At 63.2% G+C, this 22391-nt stretch carries 20 protein-coding genes; 7 read left to right on the forward strand and 13 right to left on the reverse strand.

What is annotated here, in order from left to right; translation table 11 throughout:
* Positions 1-3: 3 nt before the first annotated feature.
* The 6 genes from IVB29_RS06115 to IVB29_RS06140 all read right to left on the reverse strand — a co-directional run bounded on the left by IVB29_RS06115 (position 4) and on the right by IVB29_RS06140 (position 6082).
* A complete protein-coding gene (locus tag IVB29_RS06115) occupies positions 4-1392 on the reverse strand; it encodes a hypothetical protein (protein ID WP_247502501.1) in 1389 nt (462 codons plus the stop codon).
* Positions 1393-1397: 5 nt separating this feature from the next.
* Entirely contained in the window at positions 1398-2246 is an 849-nt protein-coding gene (locus IVB29_RS06120; RefSeq protein ID WP_247502502.1) for an ABC transporter ATP-binding protein, read from the reverse strand.
* Entirely contained in the window at positions 2243-3235 is a 993-nt protein-coding gene (locus tag IVB29_RS06125; RefSeq protein ID WP_247502503.1) for an ABC transporter substrate-binding protein, read from the reverse strand. The genes IVB29_RS06120 and IVB29_RS06125 overlap by 4 nt, the downstream gene beginning before the upstream one ends.
* A 51-nt stretch (positions 3236-3286) precedes the next feature.
* Positions 3287-4096, reverse strand: coding sequence for an ABC transporter permease (locus tag IVB29_RS06130; protein ID WP_247502504.1), 810 nt, complete (start codon positions 4094-4096; stop codon positions 3287-3289).
* Positions 4097-4379: 283 nt separating this feature from the next.
* Positions 4380-5039, reverse strand: coding sequence for a TetR/AcrR family transcriptional regulator (locus IVB29_RS06135; protein ID WP_247502505.1), 660 nt, complete (start codon positions 5037-5039; stop codon positions 4380-4382).
* A gap of 194 nt (positions 5040-5233) precedes the next feature.
* The gene (locus IVB29_RS06140) at positions 5234-6082 is read right to left on the reverse strand and encodes a VOC family protein (RefSeq protein ID WP_247502506.1); all 849 of its coding nucleotides are present in this window, start codon (positions 6080-6082) and stop codon (positions 5234-5236) included.
* A 205-nt stretch (positions 6083-6287) separates the two neighbouring features.
* Here IVB29_RS06140 and IVB29_RS06145 point away from each other — a divergent pair, with 205 nt between their 5' ends.
* Together IVB29_RS06145 and rbsK are read left to right on the forward strand one after the other, a co-directional pair.
* Positions 6288-7181, forward strand: a complete 894-nt coding sequence (locus IVB29_RS06145; protein ID WP_247502507.1) for a sugar kinase — start codon at positions 6288-6290, stop codon at positions 7179-7181.
* Between the two features lie 75 nt (positions 7182-7256).
* Positions 7257-8162 (forward strand): ribokinase, encoded by a 906-nt coding sequence (rbsK, locus tag IVB29_RS06150; RefSeq protein WP_247502508.1) that lies wholly within the window; start codon positions 7257-7259, stop codon positions 8160-8162.
* Positions 8163-8213: 51 nt separating this feature from the next.
* Here rbsK and IVB29_RS06155 read toward each other — a convergent pair whose 3' ends face one another.
* A complete protein-coding gene (locus IVB29_RS06155) occupies positions 8214-9434 on the reverse strand; it encodes an FAD-dependent oxidoreductase (protein WP_247502509.1) in 1221 nt (406 codons plus the stop codon).
* A gap of 227 nt (positions 9435-9661) precedes the next feature.
* On the opposite strand from IVB29_RS06155, the gene IVB29_RS06160 reads away from it, so the two are divergent.
* Positions 9662-10456, forward strand: a complete 795-nt coding sequence (locus IVB29_RS06160; protein WP_247502510.1) for an enoyl-CoA hydratase-related protein — start codon at positions 9662-9664, stop codon at positions 10454-10456.
* Complete coding sequence (locus tag IVB29_RS06165) at positions 10453-11034, forward strand: histidine phosphatase family protein (RefSeq protein ID WP_247502511.1); 582 nt, start codon at positions 10453-10455, stop codon at positions 11032-11034. Before IVB29_RS06160 ends, IVB29_RS06165 begins: the two co-directional genes overlap by 4 nt.
* Here the strand turns inward: IVB29_RS06165 and IVB29_RS06170 are convergent.
* From IVB29_RS06170 to IVB29_RS06185, 4 genes are all read right to left on the reverse strand, one after another.
* Positions 11027-12367 (reverse strand): TRAP transporter large permease, encoded by a 1341-nt coding sequence (locus IVB29_RS06170; protein ID WP_247502512.1) that lies wholly within the window; start codon positions 12365-12367, stop codon positions 11027-11029. The genes IVB29_RS06165 and IVB29_RS06170 overlap by 8 nt on opposite strands.
* Complete coding sequence (locus IVB29_RS06175) at positions 12364-12942, reverse strand: TRAP transporter small permease (RefSeq protein WP_247502513.1); 579 nt, start codon at positions 12940-12942, stop codon at positions 12364-12366. The genes IVB29_RS06170 and IVB29_RS06175 overlap by 4 nt, the downstream gene beginning before the upstream one ends.
* Positions 12943-13168: 226 nt before the next feature.
* Complete coding sequence (locus tag IVB29_RS06180; RefSeq protein ID WP_247502514.1) at positions 13169-14164, reverse strand: TRAP transporter substrate-binding protein; 996 nt, start codon at positions 14162-14164, stop codon at positions 13169-13171.
* Positions 14165-14225: 61 nt separating this feature from the next.
* The gene (locus tag IVB29_RS06185; RefSeq protein ID WP_247502956.1) at positions 14226-15944 is read right to left on the reverse strand and encodes an IlvD/Edd family dehydratase; all 1719 of its coding nucleotides are present in this window, start codon (positions 15942-15944) and stop codon (positions 14226-14228) included.
* Positions 15945-16118: 174 nt separating this feature from the next.
* Here IVB29_RS06185 and IVB29_RS06190 point away from each other — a divergent pair, with 174 nt between their 5' ends.
* Together IVB29_RS06190 and IVB29_RS06195 are read left to right on the forward strand one after the other, a co-directional pair.
* On the forward strand, positions 16119-16823 hold the full coding sequence (locus IVB29_RS06190; protein ID WP_247502515.1) for a GntR family transcriptional regulator: 705 nt from the start codon (positions 16119-16121) through the stop codon (positions 16821-16823).
* A 426-nt stretch (positions 16824-17249) separates the two neighbouring features.
* Positions 17250-19511 carry a hybrid sensor histidine kinase/response regulator gene (locus tag IVB29_RS06195; protein WP_247502516.1) on the forward strand — a complete coding sequence of 754 codons (2262 nt, stop codon included), beginning with the start codon at positions 17250-17252 and terminating at the stop codon, positions 19509-19511.
* A 124-nt stretch (positions 19512-19635) separates the two neighbouring features.
* Here the strand turns inward: IVB29_RS06195 and IVB29_RS06200 are convergent, their stop codons facing one another.
* Both IVB29_RS06200 and IVB29_RS06205 read right to left on the reverse strand, forming a co-directional pair.
* The gene (locus IVB29_RS06200; RefSeq protein ID WP_247502517.1) at positions 19636-20061 is read right to left on the reverse strand and encodes a hypothetical protein; all 426 of its coding nucleotides are present in this window, start codon (positions 20059-20061) and stop codon (positions 19636-19638) included.
* A gap of 319 nt (positions 20062-20380) precedes the next feature.
* Complete coding sequence (locus IVB29_RS06205) at positions 20381-21205, reverse strand: NAD(P)-dependent oxidoreductase (protein ID WP_247502518.1); 825 nt, start codon at positions 21203-21205, stop codon at positions 20381-20383.
* A gap of 89 nt (positions 21206-21294) precedes the next feature.
* On the opposite strand from IVB29_RS06205, the gene IVB29_RS06210 reads away from it, so the two are divergent.
* Positions 21295-22275 carry an SMP-30/gluconolactonase/LRE family protein gene (locus tag IVB29_RS06210; protein WP_247502519.1) on the forward strand — a complete coding sequence of 327 codons (981 nt, stop codon included), beginning with the start codon at positions 21295-21297 and terminating at the stop codon, positions 22273-22275.
* The last annotated feature ends 116 nt before the right edge of the window (positions 22276-22391 follow it).

The raw sequence follows: 22391 nt of genomic DNA on the forward strand, positions 1-22391 counted from the left end.
CAATTACTCCCAAAGTGATGTTGGCTGTTGGAGCGGACGAAGCGCCGACCAATCCGGATGGACCGAGGTGGCGAAGCCCACTGTGTTGAGCGATCCCGTCAGGAGATCGCCGTCGTGGATGGACAGCCGGATGCCCTGTCCGGCATCGGCGTAGAGATCGGGATGCGCGGCAGCGAAGGCCTGAGCCTCAGAGGTGGGCGTGTCGCCAAAGCCGTCGACATAGTGATGGCCGTTGCGCTCGGCGTGGGCGATGCCGATGAAGGCGCCGAGCGCCAGATCCTGCTGCACGGCGAGGCCGGCCTGGCAGGTCAGATCCTCGCCGGTCACGAAGAACGTTTCGGCACCGGAGGTCCATTTCGCCGCGCGTGTCGCGTTGATGATGGACTTGTAAAGGCCCTTGCAGGACTTTGAGGAGATGCCGCGATAGCCGAGTGGCCTCATTTTGAGGAAGGCATCATAAGAATCATCGGCTTCGTCGATGATGAAAGCCCGCTCAGCAAGCAAGCCAAGCGCGGTCTGCCAAGTGACGTCGCGCGGCATTGGCTGCTCGATATAGAGCAGCCTGGCCGCGATCGGCCGTAATGCTGCGTCGGCATCAAGCCGATTCATCAGCGTGCGCAAGGCAGCGAAGTCGGCGTATTGTTCGTTGGCGTCCAGCGAGACCTTGTAGTCGTGCTTCAGCGTGCCGAGCTCCTTGCCGATACACACCAGCCGAGACGCGTCTGCTTCCGGATCGCCCGACAGTTTTAGCTTGAAATAGCGTGCGCCGGCATTTTCGCGCGCATCGGCCACGCCGCCCTCTCCCTCGATCTTGTCATCGAGGCCAACAGTGTGCCGGATCGCGACGCACGGCAAAGGCGTTCGTTCCTTCAGAAACCCTGCGATGTCGGCGCCGGTCAGATCAATCGACATCCGCCCATCGATGCCAGCAATGTTGTTCGCCATCCCGTCGAAAAAACTCGTGCCGACTGCGCGCAACAGCGCGTCGAGAATCGCCTTGTCGATCTCCGCCGGACCATAGCTCGCGGCAAGCGGCGGAATATTCTCCTCCGCGCACGCTTTGACCTGAGCGCCGATGCACAATGCATGCAATCCAAATGCGGTTCGAAACTCAGCCTGCGCCAGATAAAGCCCGCGCGCGATTTCAAGCGAGCGGCGCAACTCGTCCACTGTCTGCTCAGGCGACAACTCCGGTCGCTTGTCGAACCATTTCGGCACCAGCAGTTCGGCGCTGGCGCCGACTGCGCTGCCCCTGCCCTCGACCTCGATCTCGACCCGCACGAACAGCTGCGGCGTCGCGTTGATCGTGATCGCGCCAAAGCGGAACGGCCGCGCGAATTGCACGGGACGTTCGAAGAAGGCGATGTCTCGCAGCTTCAGGCGGGGGGCCATGGTCGTTAGTCCAGTGCACCTTGCGAGAAGAAATGCTTGCGGATGCGCTGCACGAGCTCGGTGAAGACGGGGTCGGCCATCACGTCGAGCGAGCGCGGACGCGGCAGCGGCACGTCGTAGATCGCGGCGACCGCGCCGGGCCGCTCGGTCATGACCAGCACGCGGTCGGCGAGAAACACAGCCTCCGGAATCGAATGCGTGATCAGCAGCACCGTCTTCCTGGTCTCGCGCTGGATCCGCATCAATTCGACATTCATGCGTTCGCGCGTCAGCGCATCGAGCGCGCCGAACGGCTCGTCCATCAGCATGATTTTGGGATCATGCACCAGCGCGCGGCAGATCGAGGCGCGCTGCTGCATGCCGCCGGAGAGCTGCCAGGGCAACTTCTTCTCGAAACCTTCGAGGCCGACCATCTTCAACAGCGCCTTGGCGCGTTCGAGATAGGTTTGCCGCGGCAACCTCTTCATGTCGATCGGCAGCATCACGTTGGAGAGGATGTTGCGCCATGGCAGCAGCAGCGCGTTCTGGAATACGATGCCGACATTGCCGTGCGGCTTCGTCACCTTCTCGCCTTCGACCAGGACCTCGCCCGCGGTCGGCGGCAGCAATCCCGAGATCAACTTGAGCAACGTGGACTTGCCGCAGCCGCTTGGGCCGACCACGACAAAGAACTCGCCCTCGTTGATGTGAAAATCGAGCGGCCGCAGCGACGGCACATCGCCGTCGCGCGTCCGGTAGGTTTTCGACACGCCGGACAGCTTGATGCCCGACGCATCGCCCGCAGCCCGGTCGCTCACCAGTCTCAGATGCGCGGCCGGCTGCACGGTGTCACTCACGACTGTCGCAGGTTTCACGAGCCACTCTTCGGCAGGTAGTCGTTGGTGTAGAAGGCCTTCGGATTCTCCTTGGCCTTGGCATCGAGGCCGCCATATTCGACCATCAGATTGACGCTGTCCGTCATGTTCTGGTCGGTGACCTGGAACGGCCGCTTGCTCTTGGTCTCCGCGGTCCGGTAGAGCGGAATGGTCAGCTCAAAGCCCTGCGTCAGCGTATCGATCTTGCCGCCCTTGGGATTGGCATCGAGGATCGACTGCGCAGCCGCCTTCGGCTCCTTCTCGGCAGCCTCGACCGCCTTGGTCGTCGCCGACATGAAGCGGCGGACGAGATCGGCATTGGCCTTCACATAGTCGGTGTTGGCGATGATGCCTGACGAAACCATGTTGATACCGTAGTCGGCGAACTTGATCGGATAGACATCCTTGCCGGTGGCGTCCTTGATCTTCATCGACTGGTCCATGACGTAGCCGAGCAAGAGATCAGCCTGGCCGTTGATGACGGCGTTGAGTTTTGTCTGGCCGTCGCCGGCAACCGTGGTGAAGTCGCTCTCCTTCAGGCCGGTCTTCTTCAGGAACAGCGGCCATATCTGCGTCATGGAGTCCGCCGGCGTGATCGCCACCGTCTTGCCCTTGATGTCTTCGGGCTTCCTGATGTTCTTGTCGGCAAAGCCCATGGCGGACATCGGGCTGGTCTGGAGCAGCACGCCGGTCGCAACCACGGGCGCGCCCTTGATCGCGGCGCGCATCATGGTGGGAACGTCGACATAGCCGAAGTCGGCCGTCTTGGCGGCGACGGCCTGCGTGGTTGCAGCCGAGCCGCGGCCTTCCTGGATCTCGAGGTCGATGCCTTCGGCGGCGTAAATGCCCTTGGCCTTGCCGTAATAGAACGGCGCATGCTCGCCATAGACGTACCAGTTCAGCATCAGCACGACCTTGTCCGCCGCCTGCGCCGGCATCGCCGCGAATACCATCAGCGCCGCCGAGACAGCTCCTATCCACCGCTTCATCGTCACTCTCCCTTGTCTTTATGTTTCGGCCGTTGGTGGCCGTTGCTTGAGTTAAGAGGCGAAAATCACGTCCTCGCGCTGGCTGACATGCCAGGGAATGACCAGCTTCTCGATCCGGTCCACGATCCAGAACAGGATCACGCCGAGCAGAGCGAGAATGACGAGCGCCGCGAACATCGTCGGCAGGTCGAACGTGCCGATCGAGCGCTGCATCACGTAGCCGATGCCGGAATTGGAGCCGACGAACTCACCGACGACGGCGCCGACCACGGCGAGCGTCACCGACACTTTGAGCCCGGAGAAGATCGCGGGCAGCGCATGCGGCAGGTTCACCGCGAGGAAAACCCGGAACCGACTGCCCTGCATGGCGCGGGCGAGATCGACCATGTCGGGGTCGACGGACTTGAAACCCTGCACGGCCGAGACCACCACCGGGAAGAAGCCGAGCAGGAACGCCGAGATCACCTTTGGGATGATGCCGAAGCCGAACCAGACCACGAACAGCGGCGCGATCGCAATCTTCGGCACGGACTGGGAGAACACCAGCAGCGGATAGACGTAGCTCTCCACCGTCTTCGAGCCCGCGATCAGCATCGCCACGGGGATGCCGAACAGCGCCGAGAGCATAAAGCCGCAGACGGTCGCATAGGTGGTCGGCCAGGACTGGCGCAGCAGTTCCGGCCAGTCGGTGCGCAGCACAGCAAGGACATCGCCCGGCGACGGGATCTGGTAGGCGGGAATTTTGAACAGCCGGATCGCGAGATCCCAGGCCACGACAATGAAGACGAGGAACAGAAACGGCCGCACCCAGGCCGCGTTCAGCACCTTTGACACCGCACTCTGCGGCTTCAATTCAGCCACGTCTCACTCCCGGTATTCTTGTTCGTTCGGGGAGAAATTAACCGATTGGATAAATACTGTCCAGAGGATTCCCTGTGACGTTTTGTGCAGGTTCCGGGGCTTTTTGGCGACCGGCGGAATCGACGCTCTCGTGTCCCGGACGCGCTGCAACGCCCTATAGCGTTGCTGCGCTGAGCCGGGACCCAGAGACGTCGTACTCCGCAGTTGCATGGGGCCCCGGCTCTGCAGCGCACCGCAAGAGCGCTGCGCTGCGTCCGGGGCACGAGACCACCCGGGCTAAGGGCTAAACCGTCTGCGCCACGGCCGCGCGCGACTTCGGCGCCTTGGCGATCTCGAACAGCGCCACCGATCGCCCCGTCAGCGCGGCCAGCACCAGTCCCGACATATGCGAAAGCCGCTCGTCCTTGGCTTTCGTGTCCAAGAGATCGCGCCCGAAGATCACGCTCAGCGTGGCCGAATTCGAGAGATAGAAGAAGCTGAGCGCCGCGATCGAGATATAGAGCTGCACCGGATCGACCGCGACCTGGAAGTCGCCGCTGTCAACGCCGCGCCGCACCACGGTGCGGATCATCTCGACGAAGGGCGAGTGCATCGACTTCACCTTGGTCGATTTCTTCAGGTGTTTTGCGCGCGCGAGGTTCTCGGTCTGCAGCAGCGACAGGAACTCGGGGTTGCGCAGGAAGTAGCTCCAGGTGAACTCGATCAGGCGGCGGATGGCCTCGGGCGGATCGAGATGCTCGAGATCGAGCCCGCGCTCCTCGCTGCGGATCTGGTCATAGGCGCCTTCGAGCACCGCCAGATACAGCTCGTCCTTGTTGCCGACGTGGTAGTACAGCATGCGCTTGTTGGCGCCGGCCTTGGCCGCGATGCGGTCGACGCGGGCGCCGGCGAGCCCATGGGTGGAGAATTCCTGCTTCGCGGCTTCGAGAATGCGCAGCCGCATCCCCTCGGGATCGCGCTGCCATTTCAGAGTTCGCTTTGCCTGTGCCTTCGCCAAACCGGGTGCTCGCTGAGTGCTCACTAAACGCGTGTAACACGCGGGCGGGCGTTTGAGAACGATCTCGTGCCCCGGACGCAGCGCGGCGCTTCTTCAGCGGTGCGCTGCAGAGCGTCCGGGACACGATACCGTACGTTTCCTCAGTCCACCGGCTTCGGCGAGCGCTCCAGCAGCACGGTCTGGATGCCGCAGGTGCCGTTGCGCACCGTCATGATGCGCGTACCCGGCTTGCGGCCGTTGCGCACTTCGGTGACGTCGAGGCCGCTAGCGATCAGGCGGGCGCGGGTGGCGTCGATGTCGGCGACGCGCCAACTCAGGCCCCAGAGACGGTCATGCGCGACGTCGCCGCCCGCCACGGGACGGCGCACCACCTCGACGATCAGGTCGCCGCAGCGGAAGAACATCAGTTGGCCCCAATCCTGGTGCGAGCGGTCGAGCGCGAGATCAAGCCCGAGCCGCGCACCATAGAGTGCGGCAGCGCGCTCGGAATCCTCGGTGGTGATCACGACATGGTCGAGCGCGTCGATCGGCGCGATGTCGGTCGCGACCGATATGGGTCGCTCCTCCGCAAGCTCGAGGAAGAACATGCGCACCCCCCGCGTCAATTCGGTCGCGGCGCGTGTGCGTTTCCAGTGCAGGGCCGCGCCGCTCGCGGCGTCGCCGCTCTCGACCTCGGCGACGGGATCCGGCTTCAGCGCCACCCGATCCAGCCGCCGGTGCATCTTGCCCATGTCTGCGACACGAAAACACAGGCTGGCGAGCACGCCCTCGCGGTCATCGAGCAGCACCCGCATCCGGTCAGCGGCCACGCTGAAGCCGTTCGGCGCCATCAGCTCGATCGTCATGTTCGCAAGCGTGAACAGCACGCGGTCGGCGCCCTCGCCGGAATTCTGCCAGGCCGGCGCGCGCCCCAACAGCGTCTGATAGGCCGCCTTCGCGGCGCCGATGTCCTGAACCAGGGCGACGATGTGATCGAGGCCGGTGATCATATTCCCCCCTTTTTATGGACCTGGAACACCGGCCAAAAACGGCATTTGTCCGGGCTTGGCATTGCCCTGTCATCGTCGTATTCCGGCCCCATGCCGACCTCAAGCACCTCGTGACGGTTTTACGAATAATTTCCGCGTTCTCTGCGCGGAACCGGTGTTAGAGTAGGCCGCCGGCCGGGACCACCCAGCGCATCACGGACAACCAATGCAGGCTCTCTTTATCGGACAGACCTATATCGACGTCGTCTTCATCACCGACCACATGCCGACCGGCGACGAGAAGCACGTGGCTACCGACTACGCGGTCTCTTTCGGCGGCAATGCGGTGACGGCGGCGTTCTGCTGCGCCAAGCTCGGCATCGTGCCCGATCTCGTCGCCACCGCGGCCAACGACTGGCTCGGCCGCATGTTCATGGACATGTGCGCGAAATACGCCATCTCGCTGCACGGGCGGAAGGTGAACCAGTCGTCGCTCTCCTTCATCATGCCCAAGGACGGCAAGCGCGCCATCGTCCGCTGCCGCGACGACGAGCACATTCATCCGTTCCCGATGCTCAATCTCGGCGGCTGCCGCGCACTGCATATCGACGGCCACCAGCCCGATGCCGCGATCCACTATGCAAAAGTCTGCCGCGAGGCCGGCATTCTGACCTCGCTCGACGGCGGCGGCCTGCGCACCAACACGCATGAGCTGCTGGAATATATCGACGTCGCGATCGTCGCCGAGCGGCTGTGCGAGCAGATGGATCTCACGCCGGAAAAGATGCTCGATTACCTCAAGGGCCGAGGCTGCAAGATCGGCGGCATCACCATGGGTGAGAAGGGCCTGCTCTGGTACAACGAGACGGGCACCGTCGAGACCATGCCGGCAATGCCGATCCCGCGCGAGCGCGTGATCGATACCAACGGCGCCGGCGACGTCTTCCACGGCGCTTACATCTATTCGTATCTGGCCCATCCCGGCAAAAGCTGGCGCGAGCATTTTGATTTTGCCCGCGCGGCCTCGACCTTCAAGATCCAGCGGCTCGGCAACGAGGCCGGGCTGCCGACCCTTGTGGACATCGCCAAAGTCAGGCACGAGTTCGAGGTCAGGGTCTAGGGATTCTTTGTTTGAGCATGATCTTTTCGGAGAACCGCTTCACACTTTTCCGGATCATGCTCTAGAGGGCATATTATGGGGCGCGTCTTCGTCGCCGGCAGCATCAACATGGATGTGGTGGCGACCGCCGATCGCCACCCCAGAGTCGGCGAGACCGTCTCGGGTAAGCAGGTGCTGTATTTTCCGGGCGGCAAGGGCGCGAACCAGGCGGTCGCGGCCGCGCGGCTGGGCGCGAGGACCACGCTGATCGGGCGGCTTGGCAAGGATTCCTTTGGGGCTGAGCTGAGGACATTCCTCGGCGCGCAGGGCGTTGGTCTCGACTCCGTCCGTGAGGCCGACACGCACAGCGGCACCGCGATCATCACCGTCGCGGAGTCCGACAACACCATCGTCGTCATCCCAGGCAGCAATGCGCTGGTCGGCGCGGATGACGTCGCCAACGTTCCGCTGGCGAAGGGCGATGTCGCCGTCAGCCAGTTCGAGATTCCGCTGCCGACGATCACCGCGTTCTTCCAGCGCGCACGTCGTGCAGGCGCGACGACGCTGCTCAACCCCGCACCGGCGCAAAAAATGTCCGGCGAGCTGCTCGCGCTGGTCGACATCCTCGTGCTGAACGAGACTGAGCTTGGCTTCCTCGCCGGCGTGGAGCTCTCCGACGGCGACGAGGCCGCGCGGATCATCGATGTCGCGCGAAAACTTCAGGCGCGCGCGGACCAGACCATCTGCATCACGCTCGGCAAGCGCGGCGTGCTGACGCTCGCTGCCAGCGAGGAATTTGCGGTGCAGGGGCGCGCCGTGAAGGCCGTCGACACCACGGGCGCGGGCGATTGTTTTGTGGGCGCACTCGCCTCGCAGCTGGCCGAGGGCGTCGCGTTGCGCACCGCCCTCGCCTTCGCCAACGCCGCTGCCTCGATCAGCGTGCAGCGGATGGGTGCGGGACCGTCGATGCCGACGGCGGCGGAAGTTGCGGCTGTATTGTAGAGCGGCGCGCCTTCTTCACCTCGCCCCGCTTGCGGGGCGAGGGAGAAGAGATCAAGCCAGCGCGCCCTTCAGGTCAAAGCTTTCATCCGCGGCCTGCTCCGGCGTGATCGAGCGATCCATGCCGAACAGGCGGCGGCCGAACATGTGGTCGCCGGCGCGGTTGACGGATTCGATGCCGAGCAGTTCGTCGCCCTTGTAGCAGAACACCGAGAAAGCTTGCTTCGCACGGCTCCCGCGCAGCACGACGCGGTCGTAGCCGGTGGTGAGCCCCGCCATCTGGAGCTTGTCGTCGCCCTGGTCGCTCCAGAACCAGGGATGGCCGTCGTAGGGCTTCTTGTCGCCGGTCAGCCGCGCCGCGAGGCAGCGGGCGTGATCAGTCGCGTTCTGCACCGATTCCAGCCGCAGCGATCCGCCGAAGCGGGGGCTCGCGAACAATGCGCAATCCCCGATCGCGGAAATGTTCGGATCGGCCGTCGCAAGATATTCGTCGACGATGATGCCGGCGGCGACCGGCAGACCCGCCTCGGCCGCAAGCTCGATGTTCGGCAGCACGCCGACGCCGACCACGACGAGATCGGCCGGCAGATGCCGTCCGTCGCTTAAAGAGACGCCGGTGACCTTGCCGCCCTCGGCCTCGATCGAGGTTGCCTGCACACCGAGGTGAATGCGGATGCCGGCCTCGCGATGCCGCGCCTGAAAATACTCCGACACCTCCGCCGTCACTGCACGCGCCATCACGCGCGGGGCGAGCTCGAGCACGTCGACCTCGAGGCCCTTGATCCGCGCGGTAGCCGCGAATTCGAGGCCGATGAAGCCGGCGCCGATGACCACGACCCGCGCCTTCGACGCCATGATCTTTCGCAGCGCCTCGCTGTCGTCGAGGATGCGCAGATATTTCACGTCGGGCAGATTGGCATTGGGCAGATCGAGCAGCCGGTTGCGCGCGCCCGTCGCCAGTACGAGATGGCCGTAGGGCAGCATCTCGCCGGAGGCGAGGAGCAGCTTGCACCCCGCGCGATCGATCGACACGGCCCGGCCCGCGATCAGCTCGATGGTCTGGTCGTGGTAGAATTTCTCCGGCCGGAACATCAGGCTTTCCGGCCCGGACGAACCCTTGATGTAGGCCTTGGACAAAGGCGGCCGCTGATAGGGCAGATGCGCCTCGTCGTTGATCAGGCGGATGCGCGCGGAAAAGCCCGCCTGGCGCAGGGATGCCGCGACCTGGTAGCCAGCATGACCGGCACCGACGATGATCACCGGACCGTCACTCATTGGAATAGCCCATTTTCGGAGACACGAGCGTCACCCATGTCGTCTCCTCTCTCGCTGATTCTGGCTTGGCTTGCCCAGGAGGAGCCGGCGCTCGTGTCCGTCCCTCAACAAAGGCAGGTCCATTTGAGCCTATCGTTCCGGCTTGCGCAAGGGAGTCAGCGGGGATTGTTTCCCCTCGCCTTCTGCGATTTAGTTGCACGAACGACCTCATGCCGGGGATTACTCAGATGCCGGCTCCCGTCTCCCAGCCCGATGATCCCGCCCTGCTGCGGATCGACGGCCCGATCGCGACCATCACGCTCAACCGCCCTGCCGCGTTCAACTCGATCAACCTTGCGATCGCGCAAAAGCTCGAGCAGCTCGCGGCCCATATCGAAGGCGATGACGCCATCAGGGTCGTGGTGATCGAAGGCGAAGGCCGCGCCTTCAGCGCCGGCGGCGATCTTCAGACGATTGGTGCGGCGGCTGAGGCCAACACGGTGACGCCCGTCGTCGGCGAACTCCTCAAGCACTATCATTCCTTCATCGAGATTATCCGGCGGATGCCAAAAATCTCGCTGTCGAGCGTGCACGGCTCGGCGGCCGGCGCCGGCATGGGCCTCGCCTTCGTCACCGACCTCTGCATCGCCGCTGATGATGCCAAGTTCACGCCAGCCTATGCCAAGATCGGCGTGTCGCCCGACGGCGGCTCGACGGTCGGAATCGTCGGCACGGTCGGCTCGCGCCGCGCGCTGCAGATTTTTCTGGCCGAGGATAATTTTACCGCGCAGCAGGCCTGTGAATGGGGCCTCGTCGCCAAGACCGTTCCCGCCGCAGAGTTGAAAGCAGCCACACGACAACTCGCCGAGCGCCTCGCACAGAACCCGCCGGCCGCGATCGCCGGCACCAAATCGCTGGTCTATCAGGCTGCCAGCACGCCCGTAAAACAGCAGCTCGATGCCGAGGAGCACAAGATCATCATGGCGATGAACACCGAAGACTTTCGCGCCGCCGTGAAGAAATTCACGAGCAAGGGCAAGTGACCCGGCTTTCTCCATCGCGCTCGTTCTGCGGCCTGCGCCACGGCGCGACCGACTGGAACCGGCAGGGACTCTTTCAGGGGCGGACCGACAATCCGCTGAACGAGGACGGTCTGCGGCAAGCGCACGAGGCAGCGAGCATGTTGCGCGGTATCGGCGTCAGCCGTATCGTCGCAAGCCCCTTGATGCGCGCGGCGCGAACGGCCGAGATCATCGCGGACGCGATTTCGGCGCCGCTGACGATCGACGACGGCATCATCGAGTTCGATTTCGGCAGCTTCGAGGGCCTTCCCGTCCGCGACCTCATGATCAGGCACGGCGTCACTTCCGCGACTGGCCTCGTCTCGATCCTGCCCGCCGACGGTGAAGGCTGGGACGCCATGACCGAACGGTCGCTGGCTTGCGTCTCCGGGTGGCTGGACCGGCATCCCGCCGACCATTTCCTGTTCGTCTGCCATGACGCAGTGATGCAGGGAATGGCCAACGCGCTATCCGGCAGTTACTTCAAGAATAGCCACGGCACGCCGTTTCGCTACGTCCACGAAACAGCGCAGTGGCGTATCGAGCAACTCGTTACTTAGGACAGATGTAACCCGTCCCCGCCGGCGACTTGAAGCAGCCGACCGATTCCGGCAGCACTTTCTGCGGCAGCCACAGCACCACGCTCGGGAAATAGATCGTGAACGCAATGGTGGCGAAGAACACGACATAGATCGGCAGCGCCGCGCGCAGCGCCTTGGCAAAACTGACTCCGACGAACTTTGACGCCATCAGCAATACGAGCCCGTAGGGCGGCGTGATCAGGCCGAAGGCGAGCGTGGCGATCAGCACCACGCCCATGTGGACGCCGTTGATGTCGCCGGCCTCGGTCAGTGTGTTGACCAGCGGCATGAAGATGATGATGGTCGGCACAGGCTCGATGAAGTCGCCGACCACGGTGAACAGCAGCACCATCAGCAGCATGATCAGATGCGGATCATTGCCCGCGATCGAGGTGATGATGTCGGCGATGTAACTGGCGCCGCGCAGATAAGCGAGCATCCAGCCGAAGGCGTTGGCGGCGCCGATGGTGATCAGCGGCAGCGAGAAGATCAGGCCTGCGAGGCAGAAATCGTAAGGAATTTTTCTGATATGGCCGCGGTTGAGCGCGGGGATCACGACCAGGATGATCCAGACCACGGCGACGACGCCGGCTTCCGTCGGCGTGAACCAGCCGGTCAAAATGCCACCCAGCAGGATCACCGGAATCATCAGCGGCAAGGCTGCATCGCCGGCCGCGAACACCACCTGCCGCAGCGGGGCGCGCGGCTTGCGCAGGCCGGACGGGCCGAAGAAATAGCAGTAGATCATCAGGCCGAAGCCGATCATCAGGCCGGGCACGACGCCCGCCATGAACAGGCCGGCGATCGAGACGTTGCCGACGGCGCCATAGACCACGGCCGTGATGCTCGGCGGCACCAGTGCGGCGATGGTCGAGGCCGATGCGATGATCGCGGCAATGAAGGCGGGCTCGTAGCCCTCGCGCTTCATCGGGCCGCCCAGCGCGCGGCTCATCACGGCAACGTCTGCGGTGGTCGAGCCCGACATTTCCGAGAAGAACATGCTGAAGACGACCACGACCTGCGACAGACCGCCCCTGATGTGCCCGACCAGCGACACCGAGAGATTGGCTATTCGCACCACCACATTGGCCGAGCTCATGAGCTCGCCGACCAGCAGGAAGAACGGGATCGCCAGCAGCGCCTCGGAATCGAGGCCGTCAAAGATCTTCTGGATGATCGCGGCAAGCGAGACATCCGACAGCAGCGCGCCGATGAATACGCCCGCCATCAGCGAGAACGGCACGGGCACGCCGAGATAGCCGAACGACAGGAAGCAGATCGACATCAACGCCAGGACAATGGGTGCGCTCACGGCTGCGCCCTCATTTGTGCTTCGGTGACGATTGGGGCTGCGTCCTCCTCCGGCGGCTCGGGATGATCAAAGCCGTTGCGCAGGCCGTTGACGAGTTGCTCGATGGTGAAGAGGCCGATCAGCACGCCGGACAGCGGGATGATCGCGTAGAGCGAGGCGATCGGCGTGCCCGACGGCAGGCGAAAACTGCCGAAGCCGCGCAGATAATTCTGATAGCCGTACCAGATCAAGCAGAAGGCGACGCCGAGCACGACCATGCGGATGATGATTTCGACGATCACCCGCGACGTGCCGTGCAGCGCCTCGGAGATCGCGGTGAGATAGAGATGATCGTTGCGCCGCGTCGCGGCCGCCGTCCCCACGAAGATCGCGTAGATGAACAGCGTCGATGTAACCTCCTGAAGCCAAAGCCAGGGATGGCCGATGGTCCGGGTGACGATGTCGGCGGTCACCGACAGCGAGAAGCCGAAGCAGAGCACGCCGCAGAGAATCATCAGCGCAAGCTCGAGCCAGTCGAGCCAGCGCCATTTCAAATGGCGTTGGCGCTGAACGAGCAATTTGTCGGCGATGGGCATTGTTGCTTCCGGCTGCGGGTTGGCTACACCTCTCCCGCTTGCGGGAGAGCACAGGCCGCCTGCGGCGGCCGTATCTTTAAGACACGCCGAGGCAAAGCCTCGGCTATGGCGAAGCGACGCGGGTGAGGGTTCTTTCCTCCGGGGAAGCATCCCATTGCGGTGACACCCTCTCCCCTGCCCTCTCCCGCAAGCGGGAGAGGGGGCGCACCGTCTTTCGGCATCAGGTCTAGTTGATCGACCGGATCAAATTCTTGATCTTCTCGGCGTGGGGGCCGAGCTCCTTGGCGAGCTTGTCGAGATAGGGATCGGCGATCGCCGCGAAGCTCTTCTTGTCGACGTTGTCGACGACCTTGACGCCCAGCTTCTTCAGCTTCTCGGCCGCGGCCCGCTCGAGGTCGAACGCCTTCGCCGGCTCCTTGGTGCTAACCTCGTTGGCCGCGGTCTGCACCCAGCCCTTCTGTTCGGCCGAGAGGCTCTGCCAGAGCTTGTCGGAGACGAACACCAGCGCGTTGTTGGCCTCGTGCTCGGTGATGTTCAGCACCGGCGCCACCTCGTAGTGCTTGTTGACGAGGTAGACGTTGATGCTGTTCTCGGCGACGTCGACGACGCCGGTCTGCAAGCTCGTGTAGACGCTACCGAATGGCATGTGCACGGTCTGGGCGCCATAGGCCGGGAACATGGTGTCCTCGGTCGCCGTCGCCTGCACGCGGATCTTCAGGCCCTTGATGTCGCCGACATTGTGAATCTCTTTCTTGGAGTACATGTGGCGCACACCCTGCGAACCCGTGCCGATGACATGCAGGCCCTGCGTGGTCTCGTCGATCATGGTCTTGAGCGCTTCGAACACTTTGGGGTCGGCGAGCCCCTTGATCACGTGGTTTTCGTCGCGGAACAGATAGTGCAGCGACATGACGCCAGCTTGCGGCGAGATTGTCGCGGTGTTGGCCGAGGAGACGATCGAGAATTCGACGTCACCGGCCTTGACCAGTTGGAGCACCTGCGGCTCCTGCCCGAGCTGCGCGCCGGGATACTGATCGATGATCATGGTGCCCTTGCTCAATTCCTTGAGCTTGTCGGCAAAGAGGTCACCCGCGATGGAATAGCCGGTGTTGCGCGGCTGGTCATAGGCAAAGCGATAATGCTTCACCTCCTGTGCCGCGGCCCCGGTGACGAAAAGTGCGGCGGCAATAGCCACCAACCCACACATGGATCGTGCAATCATCGTTTCCCCCTGTTTTATCGCCCGCCGCTTATGCGGTCTGGGCGTTCGTTCGGGTGGTTGATCACCCCTTCTCAGTCTGCTTCCCAGCCCTCTGCATAAAATCGAAATCGCAGCCCTCGTCGGCCTGCATGATGGTCTCGTTGAAAAGCCAGGCGTAACCCCGCCGTGCCTCCTCAGGCCCAGCGGCCGGCTTCAAGGCAGCACGGCGCCGCTCGAGTTCGGCGGCATCGACCAGAAGCTCGATGCTGCGCTTCGCAACATCCAGCTGGATCATATCGCCGTTCCTGACCAGCGCCAGCGGTCCGCCGACGGCGGATTCCGGCGTGATGTGAAGTACGATGGTGCCGAACGCGGTGCCGCTCATGCGCGCATCCGAAATGCGCACCATGTCCTTGGTGCCGCCGCGCGCAAGCTTCTTCGGGATCGGCAGATAGCCCGCCTCGGGCATGCCAGGCGCGCCCTTCGGGCCGGCATTGCGCAGCACCAGCACGTCGTCGGCGGTCACGTCGAGCTCGGGATCGTCGACCCGCAAGGTCATGTCCTCGACGGATTCGAACACCACTGCACGGCCCGTATGCTGCAACAGCTTGGGGCTTGCTGCGGACTGCTTGATGACGGCACCGCGCGGCGCGAGATTGCCGTGCAGGACGGCAAGGCCGCCCTCCTTCTTGATCGGATTGCTACGCGGACGGATCGCGTCCTGGCCGGGCACGTCTTCCGCATTCGCGACGACATCGCGCAGGCTCTCGCCAGTGATGGTCTTGGCATCGAGATCGACGAGATCGCCGAGCTGCGCCAGCAATTTCGGCACGCCGCCGGCGTGATGGAAGTGCTCCATATAATGCTCGCCTGACGGCTTGAGATCGACCAGAACCGGCACTTCGCGGCCGATCTGGTCGAACACTTCGAGATCGAGCCGGTGCGGCGAGCGATGCGCCATCGCGGTCAGATGGATCAGGCCGTTGGTCGAGCCGCCGATCGCCTGAAGCACGACCTGCGCGTTCTTGAAGGAGGCCGGCGTCAAGAACTCGCTCGGCTTCGGCCCCTTGGACTTGGCCATCTCGGCGGCAACCCGGCCGCTGGCTTCCGCCAGACGGAAGCGCTCGGCATGTGGCGCGGGGATCGTCGCGCTCATCGGCAGCGACAGGCCCATGGCTTCGATCATGCAGGCCATGGTCGAGGCCGTGCCCATCACCATGCAGGTGCCGACCGACGGCGCGAGGCGGCCGTTCACCGCCTCGATCTCGACATCGTCGATCTCACCGGCGCGATACTTGCCCCAGAGGCGGCGGCAGTCGGTGCAGGCGCCGAGCACCTCGCCCTTGTGATGGCCGACAACCATCGGCCCCACGGGGATGACCACCGTCGGCAGGTCGGCGCTGATCGCGGCCATCACCTGCGCCGGCAGCGTCTTGTCGCAGCCGCCGATCACGATCACCGAATCCATCGGCTGGGCCCGGATCATCTCCTCGGTGTCCATCGCCATCAGATTGCGCAGATACATCGAGGTCGGATGCGCAAAGCTCTCGGCAATCGAGATGGTCGGGAACACGAACGGCATCGCGCCAGACAGCATCACGCCGCGCTTGGCGGCCTCGATGATCTGCGGCACGTTGCCGTGGCAGGGATTGTAATCGCTATAGGTGTTGGTGATGCCGACGATCGGGCGCTCCAGCGCATCGTCGGAATAGCCCATGGCCTTGATGAACGCCTTGCGCAGGAACAGCGAGAAGCCGGCATCGCCATAGCTCGTCAGACCCTTGCGCAAACCACTCGTCATCATGCCACTCCTCAAGTCGCCATTGTGGTACAGGCTGCCCCCTGATTGTCAATAAGATTGGGGTACATCGTCGCCCTTTCTGGCTTCTAACGCCGCCTGCTGACCCAAATTATTGACAATCCGAGTTCTCCCTGCTCCACAAGGCAGACCGGCGAGGCGCCGGAGGCCGAGGGCATGTCCGACATTCGCACCGCAGACGCCATGGCTATCAGGCGCGACGATCCGGACGACGTGGTCGCTCGGCTGGAGGAGGACATCATCTTCGGCCGCCTGCCCCCGGGCGGGCGCCTGACCGAAGACGCGCTGATGTCGCGCTACGGCACTTCCAGGCACTTCGTGCGCCAGGCGCTGGTGGATGCCGAGCGCCGCGGCATCGTCCGCCGCGAGAAGAACGTCGGCGCCACCGTGCGGTTCTACTCGGCCGACGAAGTCCGGCAGATCTACGAGGTGCGGGAGATGCTGACCCGGCAGGCCGCGCTGATGATCCCCCTGCCCGCACCGCAAAGCCTGATCGACGAGCTCTCCGCCCTGCAACGCGAGTACTGCGCAAAGGCCGACATCCGCGACCTGCGCGGCATCCACGAAGCCAATGACGCCTTCCACGTCGCGCTGTTCGCAGCCTGCGGCAATCCCTATCTCGTGCGCTCGCTCCAGGACTACATGAGCCTGACGCTGCCGATGCGCGCGAAGAATCTCGCCGACCCCGAGGGACTCGCGCAGTCGCGGCGCCAGCACGAGCTGATGATCGAGCTTCTGAAGGGCCGCGACAGCTGGGCGCTGGCGCAGCTGTGCGTGGACCACATGCAATTCAGCAAGGAGGATTATCTGGGAAGGATTGCGGGCGAGGCAGCTGAACGCCAGGGGCATCTTGATAAATGAGAGGCGGCTCGCCTTCATGGGCGCATAGACAATTTTCCTAGGCTCGCGACTTTCCGAGACTTGGAACCTTTGTGTCAGTGCGGGGAAGACGCTCTTAGTTGCCGCATCCCAAGGTCGAATGCTGATGAGAGGCCCGAGGGGAGCACCTTCCCGTGCAAAGCAATCTCAATTTCAGCTGGATCGGTCTCAGTGTATGATGATGACGAACCTATGGCGAATTGATCGAGTTCCTTGCATGACCAAAGTCGACCGGGCAGCAGCTCACACGAGAATGCGATGGCTACCGCACAGCCGCTAGAGAGAGGCCCACCCGTCGCAGCGCTCATGCGCTCCTGTGATTGGTCACGATCGCCCCTCGGCCCACCCCAGAGCTGGCCAACAACGCTTCAATCGGTTGTCAGCCTCGCGCTCGACTCCAAATTTCCGATGTTCGTGGCTTGGGGCCCCGAACTGGGTTTCATCTACAATGACGCTTACGCTGAAATCCTGGCCGGCAAGCATCCAGCTGCTTTCGGCGAGCGCTTTCAGGACATCTGGGCTGAGATCTGGGACGATATCTGGCCCTTGGTCCAAAAAGCAATGGCTGGCGAAGCAACTTGGCAGGAGAACCTGCCGCTCGTCATGAACCGCCGCGGCTTCGACGAGCAAACCTGGTTCACCTTTTCCTATTCGTCGGTCCGGGATGCGACAGGCGAGGTCATGGGGATGTTCTGCGCCGTCGCAGAGACCACCGCGCAGGTGCTCGCCGAAACTGCGCTGCGCGAAAGCGAAGCCAAAGCCGCGGCGATCACAAATTCGATCGATCAAATGATCTGGTCAACCCGACCCGACGGATTCCACGACTTCTACAATCAGCGCTGGTACGAATACACTGGTGTGCCTCAGGGCTCGACTGATGGCGAAGCCTGGAACGGGATGTTCCACCCTGACGATCAAGAGGAAGCCTGGTCCCGCTGGCGTCACTGCCTGGAAACCGGCGAACCGTATCACATCGAATATCGGCTTCGTCACCGATCCGGGCAGTACCGCTGGGTGCTGGGACGTGCGCAGCCGGTGCGCGACGCAGACGGCGCGATCTTGCGCTGGTACGGCACCTGTACCGACATCGATGACATGGTTGCCGCACGGGAGATTCTTGCCCGGTCTCGCGAAGAGCTAGAGCAGCTCGTTGAGGAGCGGACGGAAGAGCGGAACCAGCTATGGAGTGCGACGAATCTGCTGGTCGCTGTTGTTGCCTTTGACTCGACCATACGAGAGGTCAACCCGGCTTGGGCAGCGCTGCTGGGCTGGCCTCAAGCTGAGATCGTGGAGCGGTCCTACACCCAGTTCATCCATCCCGACGACGTCGAAGGCTCACGCGTCTGGGCCGACAAGCTCGCAGAGGGGGAATCTGGCGAATTCGAGAATCGCTACCTTTCGAAGGATGGGACCTATCGCTGGATCGCTTGGTCCGTCACCGCAAGCAAGGGTGCTTTCCACTGCATCGGTCGTGACATCCATCGTCAGAAGGAGCAGGCCGAAGCGTTGAGAGCCGCCGAGGAGGCCCTCCGGCAGGCGCAAAAGATGGAAGCCGTCGGGCATCTCACGGGCGGCATCGCCCACGACTTCAACAATATGTTGTCCATCGTGATGGGCTCACTCGATCTTCTGAAACGTCGCATGGTCGAGATCGACCCGCGGGCAAAGCGCTATCTCGAGGCCGCCACCGACGGTGCGCGCCGCGCCGCACTGCTGACGCAGCGCCTCCTTGCCTTCTCCCGACAACAGCCGTTGAATCCCCAACCGATCGACATCAACAAGCTCGTCTCGGGCATGTCGGAGTTCATACGCGGCTCACTCGGCAGCGACGTGCGGTTGGAGACGGTGCTTGGTGCCGGCGTCTGGCGTATTGCAGCGGACGCGAACCAGCTGGAAAACGTCCTTCTTAACCTCGCAGTCAATGCCCGTGACGCCATGCCGGATGGCGGCCGGCTCACCATCGAGACGCACAACGCGCATTTGGACGATCGCTATGTGGCGAGCGAACCAGGCACGCTGGCAGGCCAATATGTGCTGATCGCGGTCACGGACACTGGATCCGGCATGCCCGCGGATGTGATCGCGAAGGCGTTCGACCCCTTCTTCACCACGAAGGCGGTCGGCAAAGGTACTGGCCTTGGTCTCAGCCAAGTCTACGGCTTCGTCAAACAGTCGGGCGGGCACGTCAAGATATACTCAGAGCCGGGCGAGGGCACGACCTTCAAGGTCTACCTGCCGAGATTGGTCGGCTCGGAAGAGCCTGCTTTCAAGGAAAAGGCCGTCGCATCGCTGCCCAACGGTGATCGTCAGGAACTCATCCTGGTGGTCGAGGACGAGCCAGCGGTACGACAGTTCAGCGTCGACGCGTTGACAGAGCTGGGCTATCGCGTGATCGAGGCAGAAGGTGCAAAGGTCGCGCTTCAGCTATTGGACGAGAACCCTCAGGTGCGCCTGCTATTTACCGACATCGTCATGCCGGACACAAATGGAGCCAAACTATCTGAAGAAGCGCTTCGACGCCGAGGGGATCTCAAGGTTCTTTTCACGACGGGCTATACCCCGAACGCGGTGCTCCACAACCGTCTGGTGAACGACGGCGTGGCCGTGCTCGGCAAACCCTTCACCATCGAGGAGCTCGCTGCCAAGGTGCGCGAGGTGCTCGACACCTGAGCCCAGGAGGTAAAGCCGGTCGAATTACACGACGGCTGCAGTACCCGCAGCCTCCAAACCCAGCTATTGCTCTCACCGGCCCTGGCGCGTGCGCCTGTCAGAACGCGACAAACCAAACGCAGGTTCAGTACCGTCTCAGCAGATGGTGATCTACGCTGGCATCGCCGTAGTCGGCGCAAGCGCCTTTCGGGCGTCTGATCAAGTCCGTCCGGACCCGTCTGAACGTTTTGCCGGCCGCCTCCGACACCTCGGCACGGAATTTAGCGGGATCGTAGCTCTCGCCATCGCGGGCCTTGATCGCAGCAGCATAGGCGTCGATCATGGCCATCGCCGCCTCAGGGCTGCCGAGCAGCCGGGCGCCGAGTTGAACGCCGCCGCTACCGTCGACTTCGTAGCCGTCGCATCGTTGCTCCAGCACCACGGATGCGGTGACGAGCTGATCGAGGAATCTCGCCTCGGCTTCGCTGAGCGCTGCGGCTCGGGCCGGTGCTGACATCGCTCCCAGCACGATCGTCACGAGCATGAGGACGGCTGACAATTTGAAATTCATTATCGTGGCTCTCGAATTGCGATCGTACAGATCGAGAGCCAGATGATGCCCATGGCGACGTTGATCTACATCAACAGGAGCTACGCGTCATGTGCCCGCCAGCGCCCAGCGCTCCTTCAACACGTCATTGCGAGGAGCCCTGCGACGAAGCAATCCAGAGTGCTTCCGCGGAGGGATTCTGGATTGCTTCGCTGCGCTCGCAATGACGTGGTGAGTGGCTGCAAGTCCAACGGCCACCGTTCCCGCGAAGAGTCCCCCTCTCCCCGCAAGCGGGGCGAGGGAGCGGACCTCCGCTGCGGAGACGCCTTTGCTGTCTCGCCTACCGCTTGTTCCAGTCGATGATGCGGCTCGCATCGCCGTCGAACTCGAGGCTGGCGAACGAGCCGCCCTGGTAATGTTCGGCAATTGGATCAGGCTTCAGCTTGGCCTGCTCGGCCATCGCGTGCGCCACATGATCCTCGGAGCGGCCGATGGGGCGATAGCCGAATTCGTAAGCGCGGTGATTGTCCCACCAGGCGCGCTCGTTCAGGGAGACGCCATAAAACACCTCGAAATGGATGTCGGGATGTTCGAGCCCGATCTGGCAGAGCTGCACCAGATCCTCCGGCTTCAGCCACATCGCGATGCGGCGATGGTCGAGCGGCCGCTCGTCGCAATTGCCGATGCGGATGCAGGTGACCTTCAGCCCGTGCTTGTCGGCATAGAGCGCGCCGACCGCCTCGCCAAACACCTTGCTGACGCCGTAGCGGCCGTCGGGGCGCACGGTGACATCGGTGCCGATCTTGTGGTGGCGCGGATAGAAGCCGACGACGTGATTGGACGAAGCAAACACGACGCGCTTGACGCCCTTGCGATGCGCGGCCTCGAACAGATTGTAGCCGCCGATGATGTTGGCCTGGAGGATGTCGTCCCACGGGCCTTCGACCGAATAGCCGCCGAAATGGATGATGCCGTCGACGCCCTCGCAGAGCGCCTCGCATTGCGCGAGGTCGGACAGGTCCGCCGCCTTGAACTGCTCGTTCGCGCCGAGATCCTTGGGCGGGCGGATGTCGCTGAGCAGCAGGTCCGGATAGATCGGCGGCAGCAGTTTCCGCAGACGCGTTCCGATCCCGCCCGAAGCTCCCGTCATCAAGATGCGCGGCATATGTTTCCTCGTCTGTGGTGACCGATTTGCGGTCACGTGTCTCTAATGATAGCAGCATTGTCCAGAGGGAACGAAACGAGAGAACCGACATGAATGAGGCATCGTCCCACACCCACGAACGGCCGCAAGGCTGGCGGCCGGCGACCTATTACCCTGATCCGGCGATAAAAGCACTGGACCCCCGCTTCGAAAAATACTGGCTGAAGCTGTCGGCGGTGGAGCGGCTGGCAACCGGCCTGCGCTGGGCCGAGGGTCCGGTCTGGTTCGGCGACGGGCGCTATCTGTTGTGCAGCGACATTCCGAACCAGCGCATCATCAAATGGGAGGAAGAGACCGGCGCGGTTTCGGACTTCCGGAAACCTTCGAATTTCGCCAACGGCAACACGCGCGACCGCCAGGGCCGGCTCGTCACCTGCGAGCACGGCGGTCGCCGCGTCACCCGCACCGAATATGACGGTGAGATCACCGTGCTGATGGACTCGTTTGGCGGCAAGAAGCTGAACTCGCCGAACGACGTCGTGGTGAAATCCGACGGCGCGATCTGGTTCACCGATCCGACTTTCGGCTTGCTCGGCAATTACGAGGGCTACAAGGCCGAGCCTGAGATCGATCCGAACGTTTATAGATTTGATCCCTCAACGGGCAAGGCGACCATCGTCGCCGAGGGCGTGCTCGGTCCGAACGGGCTGTGCTTCTCGCCCGACGAGAAGATCCTCTATGTCGTGGAATCCCGCGGTGTGCCGAACCGAAAGATTCTGGCCTATGACGTCTCGGCCGACGGCACCACGATTTCCAACAAGCGCGTTCACATCGATGCCGGTCCCGGCACGCCTGACGGCATGCGCTGCGACATCGACGGCAATCTCTGGTGCGGCTGGGGCATGGGCGATCCCGAGCTCGACGGCGTGGTCGTGTTCGCGCCCGACGGCATCATGATCGGCCGCATCGCGCTGCCCGAACGCTGCGCCAATCTCTGCTTCGGCGGCATCAAGCGCAACCGCCTGTTCATGGCGGCGAGCCAGTCGATCTACGCGCTGTATGTGAATACGCAGGGCGCGGTGGGAGGATAGTTTCTCCGCTGACAACTCTCTCCTCGTCATTGCGAGCGAAGCGAAGCAATCCAGAGTCTTTCCGCGGAAGCAGTCTGGATTGCTTCGTCGCAAGAGCTCCTCGCAATGACGGCGGA

This window comes from Bradyrhizobium sp. 1 (genome assembly GCF_023073315.1).
In the GTDB taxonomy this organism is placed as follows: Bacteria; Pseudomonadota; Alphaproteobacteria; order Rhizobiales; family Xanthobacteraceae; genus Bradyrhizobium.

What these genes read in the sequence shown, in the direction of transcription:
- IVB29_RS06115 (WP_247502501.1), bottom strand. Translation starts at nt 1,392, where the DNA reads ATGGCCCCCCGCCTGAAGCTGCGAGACATCGCCTTCTTCGAACGTCCC.
- IVB29_RS06125 (WP_247502503.1), bottom strand. Translation starts at nt 3,235, where the DNA reads ATGAAGCGGTGGATAGGAGCTGTCTCGGCGGCGCTGATGGTATTCGCG.
- IVB29_RS06135 (WP_247502505.1), bottom strand. Translation starts at nt 5,039, where the DNA reads ATGCGGCTGCGCATTCTCGAAGCCGCGAAGCAGGAATTCTCCACCCAT.
- IVB29_RS06140 (WP_247502506.1), bottom strand. Translation starts at nt 6,082, where the DNA reads ATGATCACCGGCCTCGATCACATCGTCGCCCTGGTTCAGGACATCGGC.
- IVB29_RS06145 (WP_247502507.1), top strand. Translation starts at nt 6,288, where the DNA reads ATGCAGGCTCTCTTTATCGGACAGACCTATATCGACGTCGTCTTCATC.
- rbsK (WP_247502508.1), top strand. Translation starts at nt 7,257, where the DNA reads ATGGGGCGCGTCTTCGTCGCCGGCAGCATCAACATGGATGTGGTGGCG.
- IVB29_RS06155 (WP_247502509.1), bottom strand. Translation starts at nt 9,434, where the DNA reads ATGAGTGACGGTCCGGTGATCATCGTCGGTGCCGGTCATGCTGGCTAC.
- IVB29_RS06160 (WP_247502510.1), top strand. Translation starts at nt 9,662, where the DNA reads ATGCCGGCTCCCGTCTCCCAGCCCGATGATCCCGCCCTGCTGCGGATC.
- IVB29_RS06175 (WP_247502513.1), bottom strand. Translation starts at nt 12,942, where the DNA reads ATGCCCATCGCCGACAAATTGCTCGTTCAGCGCCAACGCCATTTGAAA.
- IVB29_RS06180 (WP_247502514.1), bottom strand. Translation starts at nt 14,164, where the DNA reads ATGATTGCACGATCCATGTGTGGGTTGGTGGCTATTGCCGCCGCACTT.
- IVB29_RS06185 (WP_247502956.1), bottom strand. Translation starts at nt 15,944, where the DNA reads ATGACGAGTGGTTTGCGCAAGGGTCTGACGAGCTATGGCGATGCCGGC.
- IVB29_RS06190 (WP_247502515.1), top strand. Translation starts at nt 16,119, where the DNA reads ATGTCCGACATTCGCACCGCAGACGCCATGGCTATCAGGCGCGACGAT.
- IVB29_RS06195 (WP_247502516.1), top strand. Translation starts at nt 17,250, where the DNA reads ATGTTCGTGGCTTGGGGCCCCGAACTGGGTTTCATCTACAATGACGCT.
- IVB29_RS06200 (WP_247502517.1), bottom strand. Translation starts at nt 20,061, where the DNA reads ATGAATTTCAAATTGTCAGCCGTCCTCATGCTCGTGACGATCGTGCTG.
- IVB29_RS06205 (WP_247502518.1), bottom strand. Translation starts at nt 21,205, where the DNA reads ATGCCGCGCATCTTGATGACGGGAGCTTCGGGCGGGATCGGAACGCGT.
- IVB29_RS06210 (WP_247502519.1), top strand. Translation starts at nt 21,295, where the DNA reads ATGAATGAGGCATCGTCCCACACCCACGAACGGCCGCAAGGCTGGCGG.